This window comes from Xanthomonas dyei (assembly GCF_002939865.1).
Lineage (GTDB): Bacteria > Pseudomonadota > Gammaproteobacteria > Xanthomonadales > Xanthomonadaceae > Xanthomonas > Xanthomonas dyei.
Genome location: NZ_MDEE01000006.1, coordinates 19,490 through 42,349 on the forward strand (window position 1 = coordinate 19,490; position 22,860 = coordinate 42,349).

Consider the following 22,860-nt stretch of genomic DNA (forward strand, 5'->3'; position numbering starts at 1 on the left):
CTTGATGGTTGCGGCCCGCCTTGCATCCAGCAGATAGCCCGCTGACAACATCCTTGTGTCGTCGCTCGTCGCTCGTCGCTCGTCGCTTGTGGCTTGTCGCGCTGCCGTGCCACTGCCCGGTCGGTCTCTCTTCGCTGGCGCAGCAATCGTGCGCAAGCACTCGCCGTTGGCGCCGCCGCTACCTCGGCAAGCGTCCGTACCAGCCTTGGCGTCTTGTTGACCGTGCTCGTGCTATCAGGCACATCTCGTACATGCTCGAACAAGGAAGCGGCGATGCGCAAGCTGTCGGCAGTGCTGTGGGTGCCCCTGTTATTGGTCGGTTGCGGCCGTGGCGAAGGTCCGAAGGATGCAGCCGCTGCTGCCGATCCTGCGCCAGCGGCAGCTCAGTCGACGCAGGCCAAGAGCGCGCCGGATGCGCCGGCAGCAGCGGATGACAGCGTGCCGGAGTTTCCGGCCATCCCCACCATCGTCATCCCCGAGATCGTCGGCGTGACTCCGGCGCAACGCGCGCTGGAGGCTTCGCTGCAGGACATCCTCGACCCGATCGAAGGCATCAGCGTCGCACCTGCGCGCTGCGGCGATGGCGGCACGCTGATCAACGATGCCGGCATCACCAGCGTCGACGCCAACGGCAACCTGCTGCGCAACGGCGACGGCGGCCTGTTCAACCTCGAGGCCGACGGCAGTGGTACCGCCAACTTCGATGGCGGACTGGTCAATGTCAATGCCGATGGCAGCGGCACCATCAACGCGTCCGGGCAGGGTGGCGACGACGCCATCATCGACGTGCAGTCCAACGGCGGCGGCACCTACAACGGCCCGGCCGGCTTGATCAGCTTGAATGGCAAGGGCGCAGGCACCTGGAACAGCGACAAGAGCGGCCTGATCGACAATCACGGCGATGGCAGCGGTACCTGGAATGGCCCGCGTGGCCTTGTCACCATCAACGCCGATGGCTCCGGCACCTGGAACGGACCGGATGGTCTGGTGCAGAACCGCGGCGACGGCACCGGCACGGTCGGCACCCCGCCGCGCGAAGTGCGCATGCCGCCGCTGCCGAAAGTACCGCCGGCCGGCCGCTTTCCGCCGCTGCAAAAGTTCGCCCCGCCCGGCGCAGCGTGCGGCTATCTGATCACCTTGAACGACCGCATCCTGTTCGACTTCGACAAGTCCGATATCCGGCCCGATGCCGCGCGCGTGCTCGACACGCTGGCCGCCGCGCTCGGCAAGGTGACGACCCAAGAGATGGAAGTGCGCGGGCACACCGATGCCAAGGGTGATGACGCCTACAACCAGGCGCTGTCCGAGCGCCGGGCCAATGCGGTACTGGCCGCGTTGCGCACGCGCGGCGCCGCACAGGGCGCCGGCGCAAAGGGCTATGGCGAATCGCAACCGGTGGCGCCCAACACCGTCAACGGGCAGGACAATCCTGGGGGGCGTCAGCTCAATCGGCGGGTCGAAATCTTCTTACGCTCGTGAATGAGGCTTGCAGCATCAGGTAAGCGATATCGGCTAGACGTGCGCGTTGCATCGGCATCGGCATCGGCCACTCGATGCTGGTTTCGCGCACTGCCGCGCAGGGTGGTCGTAACGTCATCGTCGTGTCGGCCGCGACCCAGCACGTGACGTGATCGCTTTTGCCCACAGACACCTTCAACCGCGTTTCGGGCGCTGTCTGCAAACACGGCAGGCGCCTTGCTGCGCCAGGCGTCGCTGACAATTCATGACGCCTCGGCAGCATGCGCTGTCATGTCGCGTTTTACGAAGATGGCTGTGCACCCGCGCCAGTAGCCGTATGCGCATGCCGGCAGCGATCCGCGCTTCCATACGCCAGCGACTATGCCGACTTGCGCGCTTGCTGCGCGCATTTGTCATGTCTGTAGCGTGCGTCATGGTTTTGAAATATGCCGTCACCACCATGCGCGGCGCCTGCTTGCAGGTGTGACGCAGGTCCGCTGCCACAGGCCACGTCGCTCTCTCACACATCGTGGTGGCGCCGCCGTGGCTTGAGTCCATGGCGCGTTGCTGCACCCATCGGATTTGATCATGATCGCTCGTTGTTCGTTGCTGCGTCCTTCGCGCTTGTCGCAGGCCTTGTGCGTGTCGTTGTCGATTTTTTGCGGCCATGCTGCCGCGCAATCCGCACAGGCTGCCGCAACCCCTGCGCAAGGCGAAATGGCCACGTTGGACAAGGTCACCGTCGCCGCCACCCGTTACAACGCGACCGACATGCAGATGGCCGCAACCAACACCGTCAATGTGTTGTCCGCCGACGATCTGAAGACCACGGCGGTGCACAACGTGGCCGAAGCATTGGGTCTGATGCCGGGCGTCAATGTGATCAACACCGGGCAGTCGTATTTCGGCGGCATCGATGGCGCGGCGCGTGGCGAAGGCATGTTTTCATCGGTGCGCGGTCTCAATGCCGAATACAACGTCAACCTGATCAATGGCATCAACGTGGCACAGGGCATGCCGTATAGCCGTGGCGTGCAATTGAGTCTGTTGCCGCCATCGGGTCTGCAGACCATCGTGTTGAACAAGACCTCCACCGCCGACATGGATGGCGATGCGATCGGCGGCACCATCGACTACCGCACGCCCAGCGCCTTCGACTCGTCCGATCGGCAGGGCGGCAGCGTGACCTTGAGCGGACGCATGGAAAGCCGTGCGCGCGATTACGGCGATTCCGGACTGGGAAGCGGCGCCGCCGGCGACTGGCATGCACGTTTTGGCGATGCCGGGCAGTTCGGTGTAGCGGTCAGCGCGTATTACGACGAGCGTCATTTCGTCAACAGCGAAGTGGCCGGCGCCTCGGCGGCGCGCAACGATGGGTCCTGGGAATTCGCGCGTGCCGATGCCAGCGGCAATCTGGCCGCAGGGAGCGACCCGCAACAGGTGCTGCAGAGCACGGGCATCAACATCGGGTATTCGCAAGGCGACACCCGCCGCTACGGTGGCAATGCCGCCTTCGATTGGCGTGTGGACCCCAGCCTGCATCTGTATGCGCGCATGACCTACGCCTTCGCCAAGACCGAGCAGAACACCGGTTACACGCAGTTCGTGCCGGCCAATGTCAGCTTCACCCAGATCGGCACCAGCGGTGTGTATCAGCCGCAGATCAATCGCGTGGCAGTGCGCTACTGGTACGAAACCAACCCGGAAGAAGCCGATCTTGCCACCGTCCAGCTGGGTGCGGAAAAACAACTGGGGCATTGGACGTTCGCGCCGAACATCTTCTACGGCACCGGCAACAACGATCGCCCGGATCACGTGGAAATTTCCGCACGCAACGATCAATACACTTCGACCAACTTCGCCTACGGCGCCAACCGCTTCATCAGTTACGACGGCGACGGCTTCCCGATCCCGTTGCTGACCCCGGCGATGCAGGCGCAGGCGTCCGATGTGGGAAGCCTGTTCGCGCGCCGCACCGGTCAACTTTCCAAACAGTACAGCGGGCAGGACAAGGGCGGCGGCAAGTTCGATGTGGGCTACGATTTCGATGACGGCCTGCTCAGCCGCATCGCCTTCGGCGTGAAGTATGTCGACAGCTCGCGCAGCTTCACCGATCGCGACTGGACCAATGCCAAGTACACCGACGGCACCTTGTTGCGCGACACCGGGCTGATCGCGCAGCGCTACGATGCGGTGTATCCGGGGCAATACGCACTGCCCACGGTGCGCTTGAGCAACGCCGCGCTCAACGACCTGATCGCACGCACGCTGACGCCGGCCAGCTTCGATAGTTGCGGGCAGCTGGCGGTCAACAACCTCAACTGCAACACCATGCGCGCCACCGAGGCAGTCAGCGCAGCCTATGCGATGGCGACACTGCGTACCGGCGATTGGGAAATCCTGCCGGGGGTGCGCTTCGAACATACCGCAATCACCAATACGTTCTGGGCGCAGCCGGCGGCCGTCAACGGGGCCGAGCAGGTCGGCGCATTCGCCAACAACCACACGCGTTACAACGTGGTCTTGCCGAGCGTGTTCGTGAACTACCGGCCCGCGGGCGACAGCGCGGTGTATCGCGGCTCGGTGTGGACCAGTTACACCCGTCCAGCGTTCGTGCAGCTGGGCGGTGGCCGCTCCACGGATATTTCAAGCGACGGCCAGACCATCATCACCGAAGGCAACCCGGATCTGAAACCGATCAAGTCGCTCAACGTGGATCTGTCCGGCGAATGGCAGAACGACGCGGGCGGCCATGCGATGCTGGCCGGCTATTACAAGCGCCTGACCGACTACATCTACGAGAGCGGTTCCAACGCGGCCAATGCCGGCGAAAGCGGCAGTGCCAGCACCCGCTTCGTGCGTCCGCAGAACGGCGGCGACGGCCGCGTGCTGGGCATGGAAGCCGCCGTGCGGCAGACCTTCCAGGGCTTGCCCGCACCGCTGGATGGCGTCGGCATCGGCGCCAATGTCACCCGCCAGACCACGCGCGTGGATCTGGGCGAAGCAGGCTTTGCGCACGAACGCATCCAGAATGCACCGAACCTGCTCGCCAACGCCGAAGTCTTCTACGAAAAGGGGCCGTGGTCGGTCAATCTGAGCTACCACTACTCTGGCGAATACGTGTCGGTATACGACTATCTCAACCAGGGCGCGCGCTGGGACAACCTGTGGATCAAGCCGATCACCCGCGTGGACCTGCATCTGGGCTACGCGCCGAGCGATCACCTGCGCGTGGATCTGTCGGTTGCCAACCTCACCAAGCAGCACAGTTATTGGGCGCATGTGGGGCACGACACCACGGCGATTTCCGACATCGTCGATTCGGGTATGACCAGCCTGGTGACCGCCAAATATGTGTTCTGAGTCTGATCGTGCAGGGTGGTGCGTATCGGCGGCTGTGCAGCGGCACGAGAACGTCGCTGCGGGACGGATCGACAGCGCCAAGCAGGGCGCATTGCGCTGCGTGACGTTGGCTGGCGACACGGCGCCGCCAATGTCTGCGCCATCTGGACAGGCCGGAGGCGATGCGATGGGGATCGCGTCGCCTCCGCAGCGCGCAGCGCAGGGGCCGCGTCGCGGTCGCGCGCCTGCGATCACAGGTGTCTGCTTGTTGCTGGCGCTTGCGGCAGGGTTGGGTGGCTGCGCATCGCCGTCGCTTAGCGCATCGCCAGGGAGTGCGCCTGATCGATCGCAGACTGGCGTCCACGGCCACGCTAGCGCCGCAGATCGGCAGAGCGAGCAGCTGGAACGCATGGTCGTGGTGTTCCGCCACGGCGTGCGTGCGCCGCTGCAAGGCGAAGCGGCCGCGGCGCAGTATGCCGACCAACCCTGGCCGCAGTGGTCCACCCCGGCCAGCCTGCTCACCCCGCGCGGGCGCAAGGCCGTGCGATTGAGCGGCGCGTATCTGCGTCAATGGTTGACGCAGCAGGCCCTGCTGCCGCGCACGGGATGCCCGGCGCCAGGGAGTGTGTCGGTCTGGGCCAATACCGATCAGCGCACCATCGACAGCGGTGCCTTGCTGGCCGATGCACTGGCGCCCGGCTGCGGCATCGTCGCCGGGCATCGCGAGGCGGGCAGCAACGACCCGTTGTTCCGGCCGATCGAAGCCGGCGCGGTGCCATTCGATGCGGCAGCCGCAGTGGCATCGATCCAGCAGCAGACCGGCGGCCCTGCGGCAGTGATGCACGGCCATGCGGTCGAGTTGCAGGCGATGCAGCAGATCCTGGGCTGCACGCGCACGCCCTGCGACTTTGCGCGCATGCCGTCCACGCTGGCGCCATCGGCCAATGGGCGTGGACTAGCCCTAGGCGGGCCGATCGATCTGACCTCCGGCACCGGCGAGGTGCTGTTGCTGCAGTACGCCGACGGCCTGCCGCTGTCGCAGGTCGGCTGGGGCCGCGCCACCCCCGAACGCCTGGCGCAGGTCTCGCGCCTGCACGCGCTGCTGTTCGATATCTACGCGCGCCCGCACTACATGGCCCAGCGCTCCGGCGCCCCGCTGGCACGCGAAGTGCTGCAACGCTTTGACGATGCGCGCGCGCCCACGCTGTCGCTGTTTGTCGGCAGCGACACGCATATCGCCGCGCTGAGCAGTCTGCTCGGCGTGCACTTCCATCTGCCCGGCTATGGCGCCGACGACCCACCACCGGGCGGTGCGTTGCTGCTCGGCCTGTGGCGGCAACCCGACGGAACGCGCGTGGTGCGTGCCCGCTACCTGGCGCAATCGCTGGATCAACTGCGCACCCTGGCACCGCTGGACCTGGCACACCCACCGCTGCAACAGGAGCTGACCCTGGATGTCTGCGCCTCCGAACAGCGCATGGCATGCCCGTTGCCGGCGTTTGCAAAGGCGCTGGAGCAACAGCTGAAGCTGGATCCGTAGGTGCGGTAGTGCGACGTCTGCTTGAAGCGCGTCTTCCTGCCTGAAGCAACCGATGCCGCACAGGAGGGCTTCGCCTCGCACCCTCACCCCAACCCCTCTCCCGCAGGAAGAGGGGCTTTGATCCCTTCTCCCCTCGGGAGAAGGTGCCCCGCAGGGGCGGATGAGGGTAGGCGCGCAGTCTAATGCACGTGCCATGCAGCGCGGCTTGGCTCCGCACCTTCACCTCAACCTCTCTCCCGCAGGGAGAGGGCCCCCGCATGGGCGGATGCTGGCGCCAGGCGTTAAAACGCAATGGGCCGCGTCAGCGGCCCATTGCGACACACACTCAAGCTCCGAAGCGCTTGGCGGCTTACTTCAGCTTCGCATCGGCGCGCAGGGCGTCGGCGCGGTCGGTCTTTTCCCACGAGAACGAGGTGGCGGAATGCTGCACGCCCGCACCGTCGGTGTAGGTGAAGTCCTTCGGCTTGCGGCCGAAGTGGCCGTAAGACGCGGTCTGCTGGTACATCGGGTGGATCAGGTCGAGCATCTGGAGGATGCCGAACGGACGCAGGTCGAAGTGCTTGCGGATCAGCTTTTCGATCTGCTCGTCGGCGATCTTGCCGGTGCCGAAGGTGGTGACCGAAATCGAGGTCGGCTCGGCCACGCCGATGGCGTAGGAGACCTGCACTTCGCAACGGTCGGCCAGACCGGCGGCCACCACGTTCTTGGCCACATAGCGTGCGGCATAGGCGGCCGAACGGTCGACCTTGGACGGATCCTTGCCCGAGAACGCGCCGCCGCCGTGACGGGCCCAGCCGCCGTAGGTGTCGACGATGATCTTGCGACCGGTCAGGCCGCAATCGCCCACCGGGCCACCGATCACGAACTTGCCGGTCGGGTTGATGTGGAACTTGGTGCCCTTGTGCAGCCACTTGGCCGGCAGCACCGGCTTGAGGATTTCCTCGCGCACCGCTTCGATCAGGTCTTTCTGCTTGACGCCCGGGTCGTGCTGGGTCGACAGCACCACTGCGTCGATCGCAGTCGCCACGCCGTCTTCATAGCGCAGGGTGACCTGGGACTTGGCATCCGGACGCAGCCAGGACAGCGCCGAGTTCTTCTTCTTGCGGATCTTGGCCTGCTGCTCGACCAGACGGTGCGCCAGGTGGATCGCCGCCGGCATGTAGCTGTCGGTCTCGTTGGTGGCATAGCCGAACATCAGGCCCTGGTCGCCAGCACCCTGTTCTTCGGGCTTCTTGCGGTCCACGCCCTGGTTGATGTCCGGCGACTGCTTGCCGATCAGGTTGAGCACGCCACAGGTCTCGCCGTCGAAGCCGACGTCGGAGCTGTTGTAGCCGATGTCCAGGATCACCTTGCGGGTCAGCGCTTCCAGGTCGATCCAGGCGCTGGTGGTCACTTCGCCGGCAACGATCGCAACACCGGTCTTGACCATGGTCTCGCAGGCCACGCGGGCACGCTTGTCCTGGGCCAGGATGGCGTCGAGCACGGCGTCGGAGATCTGGTCGGCGATCTTGTCCGGATGGCCTTCGGAGACCGATTCGGAGGTGAACAGGTAGCTGGACATCAGGCTTATATCCCTTAATTCGGATGAAAAGATGGCTGCGGATGATACACGCCCCGTGTGTCCGTTGCATTGTGCGCCTGAACGCGATGCCTTGGGGTTAAGCGCGACCGACAAAACGCCCCGGCAGCCGGCACTGAGGTGTCTGCATCGCGCAAAGGCGGCAATGCGCGAGCCAGGCATGCCGATCCCCACCGGCCAGTGCCGTCCCTGCGACGGCACGGCGTGCAATGGGGGCGTCTGCCACTGCACGAGCTGCTCGAACATCTGGCCGGCACCGGTGTCGCGCTGCAAACGCTGTGGTCGGCGTTGGGCATCTACCCTCGACAGGAACCGCTACAGCCTTGAGCAACCCACCGCTCAGGTCGATTCGGCCAATTGCAGCTGGGGTTCGTGGCCGACCGGGAAATTCATCGAGCGGGCGATGAAGCACTTTTCATGCGCGGTGTGGTGCAGCGCCCTGGCTTGATCGAGGTCGCTGCCCGGTGCCAGGGTCACCAACGGGCGCAGCACCACCGAGGTGAACTGCCCGGCGCCATCGGCCTGCTCCAGCATGGCGCCTTCGGCGTTGTCCTCGTAGGCCTGCACGATGATGCCGGCACCGGCGCACAACCCCAGATACCAGAGCTTGTGGCAGGCCGACAGCGAGGCGACCAGCAGGTCTTCGGGGTTCCAGCGTGCCGGGTCGCCGCGAAAGCCCGGGTCTGGCGAGCCGTCGATCACACTGGCCTTGCCCTTGGCCTCGATACGGTGGTCGCGGCTGTAGGCGCGATACCCCGAGGTGCCGCTGCCGTGGTTGCCGGTCCAGGTGACCTTCACGCGGTACTGGTGCTGTTTGTCTGGCATTGCCGCACTCCTTGCCTGAGCGCGCACAGTGCGGCCTGCAACCCTGGCTGACAAGGGACTCGACCGCCTCGGCCTCCGCCCGGGGGCGGCACTTCCCAACGGTGGACCATCCGCGCCAGGTCCTTGTTGCGCAGGCTGCTGTCGCGCTGGCCGTTACGCCGAGACAGCTCTTTGTCGGTCTGCTCCAGGTTGCAGGAGGGGCACTTGCGCGGCGTCGCCATGCAGCAGGTCGAGGGACTTGTTACGCATCTGCCGCGACAGATGCGTAGCGTTCCCCACACACGGCGCCCGCTCGTCAAGGCCGCGCTCGCGCCCGTCAATCCGCTGCAGCTGCGCAGCGTGCCGGCTGCTGCGATGCGATGCTGGTCGCCCCGGCGCGCATCTTCGATGCAGGCCCGCGCAGAGGCAGCTGTGTGCCGACTGAAAGCGCGTTGGGCGATGCCGATCCGTGCATGTCGGGCCTGCTAGCATCGGGCGATGGATTCCCTGACCCAGATCGTTCTTGGTGGCGCGATCGCCGCCGCCATCGCGCCGCCCGGGCAGCGGCGCGCTGCCTTGTTGGCTGGCGCGGCCCTGGGCACCTTGCCCGACCTCGATGCGCTGGCGTTGCTGTCGCTGACCGACGACCCGGTCACCCTGATGACCGTGCATCGCAGCGTGAGCCATTCGCTGTTCGTGCTGCCGCTGCTCGGCTGGCTGATCTGGTGGCTGTTCCGGCGCTACGGCAACGGGCGCGTGGCCAGCGCACCCACGCGCTGGTTCTGGGCGATCCAGCTGGCCTTGATCACCCATCCGCTGCTGGACGCCTTCACCGTGTACGGCACCCAGCTGTGGTGGCCGCTGCAGCCGCATCCGACCATGTGGTCGAGCGTCTTCATCATCGATCCGGCGTACACGCTATGGCTGCTGCTGGCTTGCGCGGTTGCCTGGTTCGCCCGCGCGCGCCCGCTGGCGCAGCACGTGCTGGTGATCGGGCTGGTGGCGAGTTCGGCCTATCTGGGCTGGTCGCTGATCGCCAAGCATCTGGTCGATCAGGAAGCCGACCGCGCGCTGGCGGCGATGGGGCTGGCCGACGCGCCACGCTTCTCGGTACCGATGCCGCTTAACACCTTGCTATGGCGGGTGGTGGCGATGACGCCGAATGGCTATGTGATCGGCGAGCGTTCGCTGGTGGCCGACACCGGATCGATGCAGTTCCGTGGCTTTTCCAGCAATACCCAGGCACTGGGCGAAGTAGCGGCATTCGATTCGGTACGCCGGCTGACCTGGTTCAATCGCGGCTTCATGCGTGCGCGCCTGGTCGACGACGATTTGATGCTCAGCGATCTGCGCATGGGCCTGGAGCCGGACTACAACTTCAACTTCGTGGTCGCGCACCGCGACGGCGGGCAATGGCAGCCCATCGTTCCGCGCCAGGTCCAGGCGGCCTATCGCGCACCGGTGGCACGCGATCAGATCGGTGCGGTGCTGGCGCAGATGTGGCACCGCATCTGGCATGCACCGGCCGGCACGGCGCTGACCGGCGATCTGGAGCAGGTGGACACGCCGGTGGCTACGCCGGCAGCGTCGACGCAATAAGAGCCGCTCACAAAACGACTGTGCAGCCGGCAGGCGGGCGCTGCATGTGCCCGGTGCGTATGTGGCGCTCCTAGGATTCCGGGTGAGCGCGCTGCCCACACCCAGCTGACGCCTGCGCGCCAGGTGGGTTAGCCACGTCACGCCATGGCGCGCAGCGGATGGCAGCACGCTGCGCACGCACGCGTTCGAGCGCAGCCGGGACTCCTCAGGCGGCGTTCGGCAGCGGCGGCGCGACGCCGGCAATCAAGGCGTCGAAGTAATCGCGGGTCAGCGCCAGCTGCGCTTCGGGCGTTTCGGCGCGATTGACCACGGCGCGGAAGTCGGCGCTTTGCGGGTGATCCTTGGCGTACCAGCCCAGATGCTTGCGCGCGATGCGCACGCCCTGCGGTTGGCCGTAAAACGCGTGCAGCGCGTGTAGATGGTCGAGCAGGGTGTCGCGCACGAAGGCCAGCGTCGGCGCCGGCAACAGCGAGCCGGTGGCCAGGTAATGCGCCACCTCGCCGAAGATCCATGGCCGCCCCTGCGCGGCGCGGCCGATCATCACCGCATCCACGCCGGTCTCGCGCAGTACTTGCGCCGCCTTCTGCGGCGAATCGATATCGCCGTTGGCGATCACCGGGATCTGCAGCGCGGCCTTGATCTGCGCGATCGTCGCGTACTCGGCGCTGCCGGTGTAATGCTGGTCGCGGGTGCGCCCGTGCACCGCCAGCGCAGCGATGCCGCACTCCTGCGCGATGCGTGCGATGGTCGGGCCGTTGCGATGGTCGCAATCCCAGCCGGTTCGGATCTTCAGCGTCACCGGCACATCCACCGCCTGCACCACCGCGCGCAAAATCCGCGCCACCAACGCCTCGTCGCGCATCAACGCCGAGCCGGCCCAGGCATTGCAGACCTTCTTGGCCGGGCAGCCCATATTGATGTCGATCAGCTGCGCGCCATGGTCCACGTTGTAGCGCGCCGCCTCGGCCAGCTGCTGCGGCTCGGTGCCGGCGATCTGCACGCTGATCGGGTCCGGCTCACCGGCATGGTCCATGCGGTGCAGCGACTTGCGCGTGCCCCAGAAGCGCGGATCGGAGATGGTCATCTCCGACACCGCCAGTCCGGCGCCCAGCCGCTTGCATAACAGCCGGAACGGCTTGTCGGTAACGCCCGCCATCGGGGCGAGGATCACCTTGGGGGCGATGGTGTAAGGGCCGATCTGCATGCGCGCATTGTCGCCGCGGTTGCCGCTGCTGCCAACTCGGGCGCTGCCGGAGGACGCATGCAGTAGCGAACGCGGACTTAGACTGCAGCAAGCCAGCGCATGCGCCCGCCGAATCGCGCTGACGCGGCCGGGCCGAAGATTCCAGGATCAGCGGATCAGCTGATACAGCTCGAAGCCCTTGGCGCCGCCGTCCAGGATCAGCAGCAGTTCGTCCGGCCCCAGTGCGACCAGCCGGCCGACGCTGTTGCCGTTGGTGCCGTCGGAAATATTGCCTGGCGCGTAGCGGCCTTCCGGTTCGTCGTTGACCGTGCTGGCACCAAGGAATGCGAACTCGCGACTGTCCTTGGCCAGCGGATACAGCGTGCCGCTGCGGCGCTGCGAGCCGCTGACCTTGCTGAAGCGATAGCCGCAGGCATCGCGGCTGATCTCGGCCTTGAAATACGGGTAGGCATAGGCGAACCGCTGGTCGACCTGGATCGAGCGCACCTTCCAGCGGCCGTCCAGCTTGCCCGGCAGCTGCGGCGACTGCGCACGCTGCAGCAGCGTGCGCGCCAGCGCGGCGCCGTCTTCCTGCTCGGCATCGTCGTAGTGCGGTGCGATCGCCTGTTGCAGGCTGTCTGCAGACATGGTCACCGCTGCGCGGTCGGCACCGCTGGCAGCGCCGTTCCAGTCGCAGCGCTGTGCAGCGGCCGCCAGCGGGACAAGCAGGGCGCACAGTGCAGCCAACGGGATCAGGGAACAACGACGCATCGAACACTCCTTGTCGTAATGCAGGCCGGTCACGGTGACGGGCGGTCAGGTGTGGCGGGGTGGGGCGAGTGAACGCAAACCGATGCCACCATCGGCGCAGGCGGTTAGCCGGCGTCCGGCAGCAACTGCGGCATCGATGCAGCGGCGCCTTCCACTTCGGTGGAGCGCGCCGCGTAGCGGGTGGCAAAACGCACGTGGGTGATGAAGCTCGCACCCGGCGACTGCGCCAGCGAGGCCACCAGCGCGCCGTTGAAGGCGTCGCCGGCACCGGTGGTGTCCACCGTCTGCGCACTTTCTGCGCCCACGCGGTAATGCGCGGCGCTATCGCCGCGCAGCTGTTCTTCGGCGTGCGAGATGAAGGCGCCGACCGCGCCCAGCGTCACCACCACGGTGCCGCCCGGCAGCAGCTTGCGGCACAGCGAATGCAGCGTGTTGCCATCCAATGCGGCCACATCGTCGGCGTTGATGCGCTCGCCGACGTGGCGGCCGAGCAGGGCGGCGAATTCGGTTTCGTTCGGGGTCAGCACATCCGCCAGCTTGAGCAGGCTGATCGAGGTCGGTGCATTGGCCGGGGCGGCGTTGAGCACGGTCAGTACACCGCATTCGTGAGCCAGGGCCAGCGCCGATTCGATGGTTTCCGCCGGCGATTCCAGCTGCGCCAGCAGCACGCGTGCCGAGGCGACCAGCGCGCGCTGGTTCTTGACGAACCCGGTGCTCAGCACCGAGTTGGCGCCGGCGCCGATCACGATGGTGTTGCGGCCGTGACCATCGACATAGATGCCGCCGGTGCCGGTGGGTTCATTGCTCAGTTCGGCGATCAGCGTGAAGCCGTCGTGCGCGGCCAGCGCGCGCGCGAGCGCGCCGCCTGCATCGTCGCCTAGCGCGCACAAAAAATGCGTCTTGGCGCCAGCACGTGTGGCCGCAACCGCCTGATTGAACCCCTTGCCACCCGGGCCGGTGCTGTAGCGGCCGGCGATGGTGGCACCCGGCGCCGGCAGCACATCGCAGCGCCACACGTGATCGACATTGAAAGACCCGACAACGACGACCGAACTCATAAATACCTGCTTGCGTGAATGACTCGAATGAAACATGGCGTTCGGCGATTAGACCGTGACACCGATGAACCCGCGCCGCCTCAACCGAAGTGCGAGAGCACGCCGGCAATGGTAGCGGTCATGAAGGTGGCGATCGAACCGCCGAGCACCGCACGCAGGCCGAATTTGGCCAGATCGTGACGACGTTCCGGCGCCAGCCCGCCGATGCCCCCGATCTGGATCGCGATCGAGCTGAAGTTGGCAAAGCCGCACAGGGCATAGGTGGCAATCAGGCGGCCTTCGGCGCTCAGACCCACGCCAGGCACTTCGCCCTTCACGATCCGTGACAGCTCGCTGTAGGCAACAAACTCGTTGATCACCACTTTCTGGCCGATCAGCGACCCGACCGTGGTGGTATCCACCCACGGCGTGCCGATCACCCAGGCGATCGGCGCCAGCACGTAACCGAAGATCGTCGACAGGTTGGTCGGCCGGCCCAGCGCTGCAGCGGCGCCAGTCACCTCGCCCAGCCAGGTCAGCGGTGCGTTGATCAAGGCGATCAGCGCAATGAAGGCCAGCAGCATCGCGCCGATGTTCAGCGCCAGGCGCAAGCCATCGCCGGCGCCTGCCGCGGCCGCATCGATGATGTTGCTGGTGGTTTTTTCCACTTCCATCTTGACCGTGCCGCGGGTCAGCGGCGTGCCGGTTTCCGGCACCAGCAGCTTGGCGACCACCAGGGTGGCCGGCGCGGCCATGATGCTGGCGGCCAGCAGATGCTTGGCGTAAAACGCCTGCTGCGCAGGATCGCTGCCGCCGAGCATGCCCACGTATGCGGCCAGCACCCCGCCGGCGATATGCGCCATGCCGCCGATCATCATCGTCAGCAATTCGGACTGGGTCATCTTGGGAATATACGGGCGCACCGTCAGCGGCGCCTCGGTCTGGCCGATGAAGACGCTGGCGCACACGCTGGTGGTTTCTGCGCCAGACACGCGCATCACCTTGGTGATCGCCCAGGCCATCGCACGCACCACCACCTGCATCACGCCCAGGTGATACAGCACGCCCATCAGCGCGGAGAAAAAGATGATGGTGGGCAGTACCTGAAACGCGAAAATAAAGCCGTAGCTTTCGATGTTCATCAGGCTGCCGAAAATGAAGGTGGAGCCTTCATTGACGAAGCTCAGCACCTTCACAAAGCCCTTGCCTAGCGAGTCGAACACGTGGCGCCCGCCCGGGACCAGCAGCACCAGCGAGGCGAACGAGATCTGCAGCAACAGGCCGGTGCCGACCAGCTTCCAGTCGATCGCGCGGCGGTTGGTCGAAAACAGCCAGGTGATGCCGATGAGCACCGCCAGACCGAACAGGCCGAAACCGATCCTTCCCAAACCTTCGACCATTCCATTCCCCGGGCTGCTAACGGCAAAACGATGAAGCCTAGAGCAGGGGGTGTCGGCGGGCAAGGCGAGCGGCATTCAGAAGGCCGGCACAGGCTTGCGCAGGCGCCCGGCCCGGTAAACTGCGCAAACCGGTCCGGGGCAGGTGCCCTGGAGGTCGCAGGAGATCGCCATGCTTTACCGTCGTCTGGGTTCCACCGGGCTGCAATTGTCGGCCGTGTCGTTCGGGGCCTGGGTGACCTTCGGTAAGCAGATCGGGCGCGGCGAGGCGCGCAACCTGATCGCCGCTGCTTGGGACAACGGCATCAATTTTTTCGACAACGCCGAGGTCTACGCACGCGGCCGCGCCGAAGAGGTGATGGGCGATGTGATCGGCGATCTGCGTCTGCCGCGCGATGGCTACTGCGTGTCGAGCAAAGTGTTCTTCGGTGCGGTGGACAGCCCGCGCCCGACCCAGCGCGGGCTCTCGCGCAAGCACGTCACCGACGCCTGCCATGCGGCGCTCAAGCGCTTGCGCGTGGACTATCTGGATCTGTATTTCTGCCACCGGCCCGATCCGGACACGCCGATCCAGGAAACCGTGCGCGCGATGGACGCGCTGATTCGCCAGGGCAAGGTGCTGTACTGGGGCACCTCCGAGTGGAGCGCCGAGCAGTTGCGTGCGGCCATCGCGATCGCCGAGCAGGAACACCTGCATGCGCCGGCGATGGAGCAGCCGCAGTACAACCTGCTGCATCGGCAGCGGCTGGAGCGCGAGTACGCGCCACTGTGCGAGGCCGGGCTGGGGACCACCATCTGGTCGCCGCTGGCGTCGGGCTTGTTGACCGGCAAATACAATGGCGGCGTGGAGGCCGACAGCCGCCTGGGCCAGCCGGAGAACGCCTGGCTGCAGGACGAAGTACTGGGCACGCCCGAATCGCGCCGTCTCGAGCGGGCCCGCGCGTTTTGTGAGGTGGCTGCCGAGCTCGGGCAGTCCCCGGCACGGCTGGCCATCGCCTGGTGCCTGCGCAACCCGCACGTGTCCACGGTGATCCTGGGCGCAAGCCGGGTCTCTCAGTTGGAAGAAAATCTCGGTGCGCTGGACACATTGGCGCAGGTGGATGCGGCGGGCTGGGAGCGGGTGGACACAGCGACGCGCTGAGTCGTGCAGCAAAAACGATTGGTTGCGTCAATCGATAACTGTGAAGCGATGCAAAGATCGAGCGATCCAAATGAGAATGGCTCTTGATCATTAAATGAGAATGGTTATTATTTGTTTGGCCAACCGAATGGAGAACCCGATCATGACCGCTCATCCCGTGCTGCTCCGCTCCGAACCGGTCAACCTGCGCGACCGCGCCGTGCCGCGTGTTGTGCCTGCCGAAGACCTCATCAGCAGCCAGGCGCTGCTCAAGGGGCGCCGCGAAGTGCTGATCCAGCATGGCGACCGCGTCTATCGCCTGCGCCATACCAGCAACGACAAGCTCATTTTGACCAAGTAAGTCGCGCCGAGCCGATGCGGGCGACCCGATGCGGGTCGTCCGGCAGCGGCCTTGAGGCAGACGCGCCGCGCAACTGCTCCAATCGCGCCACGCAGTGATTGCGTTTTCGCAGCCGATGTTGCGCTGCGCAGTGCGGCCGTGCCGACCGGCAGCCGCACACTACGATCGATGTGGGCATGCCGCCGCTGCCCACCGCCGACCTCTCCACCCCCGGTTGCCGCATGCGGCATGCCGCAGCGTGCGCTGCCGGGGTTCTCCCGCAAAGGTTCCTAGATGATTCGCCTGCATCCGCTGGTGGTCGCGCTCTCGCTTGCGCTGCCTGCTGTTCCGTTGTGTGCCTATGCTGCCGACTCGGACGCCGGCGGCGATGCTGCGCGTGAGGTGCACGACTTCGATCGCCTGCAGGTCACCGCCACGCGTACCCAGCGCGCACTGATCGATGTGCCGGGCACGGTGGATGTGATCGACCGCGAACAACTGGATAACCAGCTGGTGCGCGAGCTCAAGGATTTGTTCCGCTACACGCCCGGGGTGTCGGTGACCAGCAACAGCGGCCGCTTTGCCGGCGCCAGCGGCATCCGCATTCGTGGGCTGGATGGCAACCGCGTCGCGATCCTGGTGGACAACGTGCCGGTGTCGGACACCTTCGCCTTCGGCAGCTATCTCAATGCCAACCGCAATTTTGTCGACCTCGAAACGCTCAAGCGGGTGGAGGTCGTCCGTGGGCCGGCCAGCTCGCTGTACGGCTCCGATGCGCTGGGTGGCGTGGTGGCGTTTGTGACCAAGGACCCGTCGGATTATCTGAGCGCCGACAAGCGCAGCTATGTCGGGCTGAAGTTCGGTTACGAAGGCGACTGGAATGGCTTGTTTGCCGGTGCGACCGCCGCATTCGGCGGCGAGCGCTGGAGCGGCATGGTCGCCGTGGCGCATCGCCAGGGCCAGGAAGCGCAAAACCAGGGCGATAACCGGAGCCGCGACTTCACGCGTACTGCGGCCAATCCGCAGACCATCGACGGGCGCAGCGTGCTGGCCAAACTGGTCTACGCACCGAACGCGCAGCAACGTTTCAAGCTCACCGTCGAAGGCAACGAGGACTATGGCAGCATCGAAGCGCTGAGCGGCATCGACCCGCGTGTGACCACGCCATCGCTGCGCATCCTGTCGCAGGACGGCCGCGATCATCAGACCCGTGCGCGGGTGTCGCTGCGGCATGAGCTGGATGCATTGGACACGGCGCTGGCCGACGATCTGCAATGGCAGCTCTATCGCCAGGACAGCGAGAGCCTGCAACGCACCGATGAATTACGTGGCAACAATACGCGCCGCCACAACGAACACACTTTCGACCAGCGCGTGTACGGGTTGTTGGTCAATGCGCACAAGCGCATCGAAACCGTGGCGCTGACCCACGACATCACCTACGGCCTGGACGGCACCTGGACCGACACGCGCGCCAAGCGCGACGGGTATTCGGTGAATTTGGCCAATGGCGCGGTCAGCAGCCGCGTTGGCCAGGACGTGTTTCCGGTGCGCGATTTCCCCAAGAGCGAAACCACCAAGCTCGGTCTGTATGCGCAGGACGAAATCGATCTGCTGGATGGCAGGTTGTCGCTGACCCCAGGCGTGCGCGTGGATTATTTCCGTCTTGCGCCGCAGCTGGACGACATCTTCCGCGAAGACAATCCCGGCGTGGCGGTGGCCACCATCGACCAGACGCAGGTGTCGCCGAAATTCGGCGCGGTGTGGCGGTTCTCGCCAGCCTGGTCGGCGTATGCCAACTATGCGCACGGCTTTCGCGCGCCGCCGTACAACGACGTCAATATCGGCTTTACCAATCTGCAGGCGCGCTACACCGCCATCGCCAACCCGGAGTTGAAATCGGAGACCAGTCGCGGCGGCGAGCTGGGGCTGCGCTTCAACGATGCGGTGGGCTATCTGGGGGTGAGCGTGTACTACACCGACTACCGCAACTTCATCGAATCGTACGCACCAGCCGGCACCAACGCGGAGGGTTTACTGCTGTTCCAGTCGCGCAATGTCGACGATGTGGTGATCAAGGGCGCCGAAGCGCGCGGCGGGCTGGATCTGGGCGCGCTGGCCGGCTGGCAAGGCTGGTCGTTGAACAGCGCGGTGGCCTATTCGCAAGGCGACAACCTCACCGACGACACACCACTGAATTCGGTCGACCCGTTGCGCGGCACGCTGGGCGTCGCCTTCGACAGCGATGGCTGGGGTGCGGAATTGATCGGCACCGTTGTCGCACGCAAGCGCCGCCCGCAGCTGGACAGCTATTACACGCCGGCCGGCTACGCCACGCTGGATGTGATGGGCCATTGGGAATTCGCACCCGGCGCCAAGGTCACTGCAGGCATTTTCAATCTGGCCGACCGCCGCTACGTGGACTGGAATGCGCTGCCCAACGGCACGTTGGCCAGCAGCACGGTGCTGGATCGGTTTACCGGCGCCGGACGCACCGCGTCGGTCAGCCTGGCAGTGAGTTGGTAGCCGCCATGCCTATCGCCCGCTCACAGCCGTTGTCCTCGGGTGCAGGTGCCAGCCGCGCGGCATTGCCGCGCGTACCGCAGTTGTCGGCGCTGGGCACGGTGCTGTGTTTGTATCGTCCAGCGCTGGGCAATGAACTCGATGGCTGGCAGCACGCCGTCGATGCCGCCGCCTCGCGCCAGGTGGACAGCGATGGCGTGCGCGAAAGCATCTGGTTTTTCGATGCCGACGGCCAATGCTGCTGGCGGCTGTATCTGTTGCCGGACAGCGATTTTTTGAGTTGGGATCGCCTGGTCTCGCGCTTGCCGCCACTGCCGACGGAGACGCACGGCCTGGGTGTCGGCGAACGCTTATGGCGTCGGCTGGCCGGACGCCTGCGCGGTGAGAGCTGGCGCTTGAGCGCGCTGCGCCTGCAGTCCACTGCCAACCGCCAGCAGCCGCTGGTTGCCAGTCTTGCGACCGTGTCTGCGCTGGGCGCCGAGGTTGCCGCGCGCCTGGCCCGCGAAGAAGGCATCGACGGGCGTGTGGCAGCGGACGATTGCTGCTGCGCACGCGCTGCCGCCTCGCGCGCTGCGCAGGCCACCTCGCGCGGTACCGATCCCACCGAGATGACCACGTCGCTGCTGCGCCTGCGCCGCTGACGTTCCCACGACCACGACCGAGAGTTCCGATGAGCCGACTGTTCCCGTATTTTCCTGCAGCGATGCTGAGCCTGTTACCGGTGGTCGCCACTGCGGCCGCAGAGCCCGATCGCGATCGCCAGAGCATCCTGGCGATGCAGGGCGAATACGCGGTGGATTTCGCCTTCGACGAAACCGTGTTGCTCAAGCCCGGTTACGAGCGCGCGTCGGCGATGCGCAGCGCTGCCAACGAGGTGGTGATTGTGGTGGAAGACACGCCACGCAAGATCGTGCTGCAGCACCTGCTGGTGGACGAGAAGACCAAGCATGTGACCAAGCACTGGCGGCAGGATTGGGTCTACGAAGCGCCGCAGCGTTTCGAATTCAGCTCCGATCAGACCTGGCAGGTGCGCGCTGTGTCGGCGACGAAGACTGCAGGTGCATGGACGCAATGCGTGTTCGAGGTGAGCGATGCGCCGCGTTATTGCGGCACCGGGCGCTGGGACTACGCCGACGGTCACCCCACCTGGACCAGCGACCTGAGTTGGCGTCCGTTGCCGCGCCGCGAATACACCAAGCGCAGCGACTACAACGCGCTGTCGGTGATCAATCGCCATACGCTCACGCCCAACGGTTGGACACACGAACAGTTCAACACCAAGGTGGTGCGCAATCCCGATGGAAGCCAGCAGGCCATCGCGCGCGAGTTCGGCTTCAACGATTACCGGAAGACCACCGAGGTCGACTTTGCGCCGGCCTACGCCTACTGGAAAGCCACGCAAGGCTACTGGGCCAAGGTGCGCACGCGCTGGGCCACCTTCCTTGATACCCCGCCAGGCCTGCATCTGAAAACCAGGCCCGATGGCATGGCGATGATCATGCCGATGTTCGAACAGGCCGACACCGTGCAGAAGGGCAAGCCGGTCAAGGACGCGCAACTCGACGCGGTCTTCGCGCAGTGGGTGGAGGCTGCGAACTAACCACCGGCTCTCGTAGGAGCGCATCCGGGCGCGACGCGGCCTTCCCGGTAACGCCCGTCGCGCCCGGGTACGCTCCTCCGGGCAAGACCGCGGTTATTCCTTGAACATCAAAAATGCCGCTACCAGGATCAGCCCGAATGCGGCCCAGTGATTCCACTTCAGCGACGTAAGGTCGAGAAGCCGGCAAACACCAGCAACCTGATCACCTCGTGTCGAACCGATGAATGACGCACAAGAACGTCGTAGGAGCGCATCCGGGCGCGACGCGGCCTTCCTGGTAATGCCCGTCGCGCCCAGGTGCGCTCCTACGGGCTAGACCGCGGTTATTCCTTGAACATCAAAAATGCCGCCACCAGGATCAGCCCGAATGCGGCCCAGTGATTCCACTTCAGCGACTGGCCCAGGTAGAAGGTCGAGAAGCCGGCGAACACCAGCAGCGTGATCACTTCCTGCATGCCCTTGAGCTGCGGCGCCGAATACACCGCGCTGCCCAGGCGATTGCCCGGCACCTGCAGGCAGTATTCGAAAAACGCGATGCCCCAGCTGACCAGGATCGCGATCATCAGCGGCGTGCTTTTGTACTTCAGATGCCCGTACCAGGCGAAGGTCATGAACACGTTGCTGGCGAGTAACAGCAGGATTGGGTACAGGTAGGCAGTGAAAGCGGTAGGCATGACGGCGGACGGCAGGAAAGGGGCCGGCAGCATAAGCCAGTGCCGTTAAGCGCACGCGACCGTTTCGATGCGCCGGGCGCAGGCTAAGGTGGTCGGAGGCCCGGGGGATACGCTGGTCTGCAACAGGGCCATGCAAAACGACTGACCTCACGTCGCGGCTCCCACGCTCACCCTGCTAGCGCTGCATCCCCCAGCGGCGCACGGTGAGACGTTCGATGGCCTGGAACACCACGCCTTCCACCAGCAGGCCCAGTACGATCACCATGGCCAGGCCGGCGAATACCTTGTCGGTGTACAGCTCGTTGCGGTTCTGGAAGATGTACCAGCCCAGGCCGCCCTGGCCGGAGGTGGCGCCGAACACCAGTTCGGCCGCGATCAGGGTGCGCCAGGCGAACGCCCAGCCGATCTTCAGGCCGGACAGGATCGCCGGCAGCGCGGCCGGAATCAGCAACTGCGCCACGTAGCGTGGGCCACGCAAGCCGTAGTTGCGGCCGGCCATGCGCAGGGTCTCAGGCACCGCCTGGAAGCCGGCGTAGGTGGTCAGCGCCAGCGGCCACAGCACCGAATGCACCAGCACGAACACCAGGCTACCGGTGCCCAGCCCGAACCACAGCAAGGCCAGCGGCAACAGCGCGATGGCTGGCAGCGGGTTGAACATCGCCGTCAGCGTGCCGAGCACATCGCGGCCCCAGCGCGTGGAGGCGGCCAGGGCGGTGAGCACGAAGGCCAGCACCACGCCGAGCACATACCCCTGCGCCAGCACCTTTAGCGAGGCACCCACGCGGCGCAGCAATTCGCCCGACAGCAGCCCCTCAAAAAACGCGCGTGCGGTCTGCCATGCGCTGGGCAGCATCAGATCGTCGCCGACTACCCGCGCGGCGATTTCCCATACCGCCACCAGCACCGCCAGCACCAGCGCCTTGCGCAGCCATGGCGGCGCATGCCAGCGCGCAGGCGCGGCCGTGGCGATCAGTGCGGGGTCCAGCGGCTGGACGGCCAGTTCGTACTCGGCGCGCACCGGCGGGAGCGGTGGCAGCTTGGCGGCAGGGCTGCGGCTCATGGCAGTGCCTCGCGTTGACGCATGGCCGGGCGACGCAACGGCGCCACCTTGTCGTTGTCGAGCGTGGCGTCGGGCAGGTCGAACAGTAAGCGGTGAATGCGCTGCGCGGTTTGCTGAAACGCCACGCTCCCGGCGCTGTGCGGCCCGAACGCGTGCGCGTTGAGTTCGGCGCGCACCTGGCCGGGATGCGGCGACAGCAGCAACACACGGTTGCCGACCACCAGCGCTTCCTCGATGGAGTGGGTGACAAACAACAGCGTGAAGCGCAATTGTTCCCACAGTTCCAGCACCTGCTCCTGCATGCGCGAGCGCGTCAGCGCGTCCAGCGCAGCGAATGGCTCGTCCATCAACAGCACCCGCGGGCGCATCGCCAGTGCGCGGGCAATGGCAACGCGTTGCTTCATGCCACCGGACAAGGTGTGCGGGTAGGCCTCTGCAAACGCGCTCAACCCGACCTGCGCCAGACTTTCGTCGGCACGCTCGCGCGCTTCGGCGCGGCTGAGCTTGCGCGCTGCGCGCAGGCCGAAGATCACGTTCTCGCGCACGGTCTTCCACGGTGCCAGTTGATCGAACTCCTGGAACACCACCACTCGATCCGGCCCTGGTCCGGTCACTGTGCGCCCGTCCAGACGGATCTGTCCTTCGCGCGGACTGACGAAGCCGGCCACCGCCTTGAGCAAGGTGGACTTGCCGCATCCCGACGGCCCAAGCAGCACAAAACGATCGGCTTCATGCACATCGAAGCGCACCCGATGCGTTGCGCGCACCACGCGCTGCGCGGATGCATACTCCAGGCTGACATGATCCACTTGCAGCAAGGGTGTGCTCATCGC

The 22,860-nt window shown here is 65.7% G+C and carries 18 protein-coding genes and 1 pseudogene; 9 read left to right on the forward strand and 10 right to left on the reverse strand.

All coding sequences use genetic code 11. From position 1 onward, the window contains the following. Positions 1-273 precede the first annotated feature (273 nt). The 3 genes from XdyCFBP7245_RS06310 to XdyCFBP7245_RS06320 all read left to right on the forward strand — a co-directional run bounded on the left by XdyCFBP7245_RS06310 (position 274) and on the right by XdyCFBP7245_RS06320 (position 6,340). Positions 274-1,479, forward strand: a complete 1,206-nt coding sequence (locus tag XdyCFBP7245_RS06310) for an OmpA family protein (protein ID WP_104614886.1) — start codon at positions 274-276, stop codon at positions 1,477-1,479. A 567-nt stretch (positions 1,480-2,046) separates the two neighbouring features. Then, positions 2,047-4,821, forward strand: a complete 2,775-nt coding sequence (locus tag XdyCFBP7245_RS06315; RefSeq protein ID WP_104614991.1) for a TonB-dependent receptor — start codon at positions 2,047-2,049, stop codon at positions 4,819-4,821. Next, positions 4,811-6,340, forward strand: coding sequence for a histidine-type phosphatase (locus XdyCFBP7245_RS06320; RefSeq protein WP_386261519.1), 1,530 nt, complete (start codon positions 4,811-4,813; stop codon positions 6,338-6,340). Before XdyCFBP7245_RS06315 ends, XdyCFBP7245_RS06320 begins: the two co-directional genes overlap by 11 nt. A gap of 349 nt (positions 6,341-6,689) precedes the next feature. On the opposite strand, the gene metK is transcribed toward XdyCFBP7245_RS06320, so the two are convergent. Beyond that, positions 6,690-7,901, reverse strand: coding sequence for a methionine adenosyltransferase (gene metK, locus XdyCFBP7245_RS06325; RefSeq protein WP_104614888.1), 1,212 nt, complete (start codon positions 7,899-7,901; stop codon positions 6,690-6,692). Positions 7,902-8,258: 357 nt separating this feature from the next. Next, the gene (locus tag XdyCFBP7245_RS06330) at positions 8,259-8,744 is read right to left on the reverse strand and encodes an OsmC family protein (protein ID WP_104614889.1); all 486 of its coding nucleotides are present in this window, start codon (positions 8,742-8,744) and stop codon (positions 8,259-8,261) included. Positions 8,745-9,221: 477 nt separating this feature from the next. Here XdyCFBP7245_RS06330 and XdyCFBP7245_RS06335 point away from each other — a divergent pair, with 477 nt between their 5' ends. Further along, on the forward strand, positions 9,222-10,322 hold the full coding sequence (locus tag XdyCFBP7245_RS06335) for a metal-dependent hydrolase (protein WP_104614890.1): 1,101 nt from the start codon (positions 9,222-9,224) through the stop codon (positions 10,320-10,322). Positions 10,323-10,527: 205 nt separating this feature from the next. Here XdyCFBP7245_RS06335 and dusB read toward each other — a convergent pair whose 3' ends face one another. From dusB to XdyCFBP7245_RS06355, 4 genes are all read right to left on the reverse strand, one after another. Then, positions 10,528-11,526: a tRNA dihydrouridine synthase DusB gene (gene dusB, locus XdyCFBP7245_RS06340; protein ID WP_104614891.1), complete on the reverse strand. Its 999-nt coding sequence runs from the start codon at positions 11,524-11,526 to the stop codon at positions 10,528-10,530. Positions 11,527-11,673: 147 nt separating this feature from the next. After that, positions 11,674-12,276 carry a DUF4893 domain-containing protein gene (locus XdyCFBP7245_RS06345; protein WP_104614892.1) on the reverse strand — a complete coding sequence of 201 codons (603 nt, stop codon included), beginning with the start codon at positions 12,274-12,276 and terminating at the stop codon, positions 11,674-11,676. A gap of 104 nt (positions 12,277-12,380) precedes the next feature. After that, the gene (locus XdyCFBP7245_RS06350; RefSeq protein ID WP_104614893.1) at positions 12,381-13,334 is read right to left on the reverse strand and encodes a ribokinase; all 954 of its coding nucleotides are present in this window, start codon (positions 13,332-13,334) and stop codon (positions 12,381-12,383) included. Between the two features lie 80 nt (positions 13,335-13,414). After that, a complete protein-coding gene (locus tag XdyCFBP7245_RS06355) occupies positions 13,415-14,713 on the reverse strand; it encodes a NupC/NupG family nucleoside CNT transporter (RefSeq protein ID WP_104614894.1) in 1,299 nt (432 codons plus the stop codon). A gap of 169 nt (positions 14,714-14,882) precedes the next feature. On the opposite strand from XdyCFBP7245_RS06355, the gene XdyCFBP7245_RS06360 reads away from it, so the two are divergent. The 5 genes from XdyCFBP7245_RS06360 to XdyCFBP7245_RS06380 all read left to right on the forward strand — a co-directional run bounded on the left by XdyCFBP7245_RS06360 (position 14,883) and on the right by XdyCFBP7245_RS06380 (position 20,293). Next, a complete protein-coding gene (locus XdyCFBP7245_RS06360) occupies positions 14,883-15,851 on the forward strand; it encodes a potassium channel beta subunit family protein (protein ID WP_104614895.1) in 969 nt (322 codons plus the stop codon). 100 nt (positions 15,852-15,951) lie between these two features. After that, the gene (hemP, locus tag XdyCFBP7245_RS06365; RefSeq protein ID WP_211287654.1) at positions 15,952-16,191 is read left to right on the forward strand and encodes a hemin uptake protein HemP; all 240 of its coding nucleotides are present in this window, start codon (positions 15,952-15,954) and stop codon (positions 16,189-16,191) included. 273 nt (positions 16,192-16,464) lie between these two features. After that, positions 16,465-18,696, forward strand: coding sequence for a TonB-dependent hemoglobin/transferrin/lactoferrin family receptor (locus XdyCFBP7245_RS06370; RefSeq protein WP_104614897.1), 2,232 nt, complete (start codon positions 16,465-16,467; stop codon positions 18,694-18,696). A 5-nt stretch (positions 18,697-18,701) separates the two neighbouring features. Next, on the forward strand, positions 18,702-19,334 hold the full coding sequence (locus XdyCFBP7245_RS06375) for a ChuX/HutX family heme-like substrate-binding protein (RefSeq protein ID WP_104614898.1): 633 nt from the start codon (positions 18,702-18,704) through the stop codon (positions 19,332-19,334). Positions 19,335-19,363: 29 nt separating this feature from the next. Further along, positions 19,364-20,293 (forward strand): DUF6607 family protein, encoded by a 930-nt coding sequence (locus XdyCFBP7245_RS06380; RefSeq protein WP_104614899.1) that lies wholly within the window; start codon positions 19,364-19,366, stop codon positions 20,291-20,293. Between the two features lie 93 nt (positions 20,294-20,386). Here XdyCFBP7245_RS06380 and XdyCFBP7245_RS24880 read toward each other — a convergent pair. The 4 genes and pseudogenes from XdyCFBP7245_RS24880 to XdyCFBP7245_RS06395 form a co-directional block, all read right to left on the reverse strand. Beyond that, positions 20,387-20,502 (reverse strand): annotated as a pseudogene (locus XdyCFBP7245_RS24880) (DMT family protein); the annotation flags it as partial. Between the two features lie 114 nt (positions 20,503-20,616). After that, the gene (locus XdyCFBP7245_RS06385) at positions 20,617-20,967 is read right to left on the reverse strand and encodes a DMT family protein (protein WP_104614992.1); all 351 of its coding nucleotides are present in this window, start codon (positions 20,965-20,967) and stop codon (positions 20,617-20,619) included. 175 nt (positions 20,968-21,142) lie between these two features. Then, on the reverse strand, positions 21,143-22,027 hold the full coding sequence (locus XdyCFBP7245_RS06390) for an ABC transporter permease (protein WP_104614900.1): 885 nt from the start codon (positions 22,025-22,027) through the stop codon (positions 21,143-21,145). Next, a complete protein-coding gene (locus XdyCFBP7245_RS06395; RefSeq protein ID WP_104614901.1) occupies positions 22,024-22,857 on the reverse strand; it encodes an ABC transporter ATP-binding protein in 834 nt (277 codons plus the stop codon). The genes XdyCFBP7245_RS06390 and XdyCFBP7245_RS06395 overlap by 4 nt, the downstream gene beginning before the upstream one ends. Between the last annotated feature and the right edge of the window lie 3 nt (positions 22,858-22,860).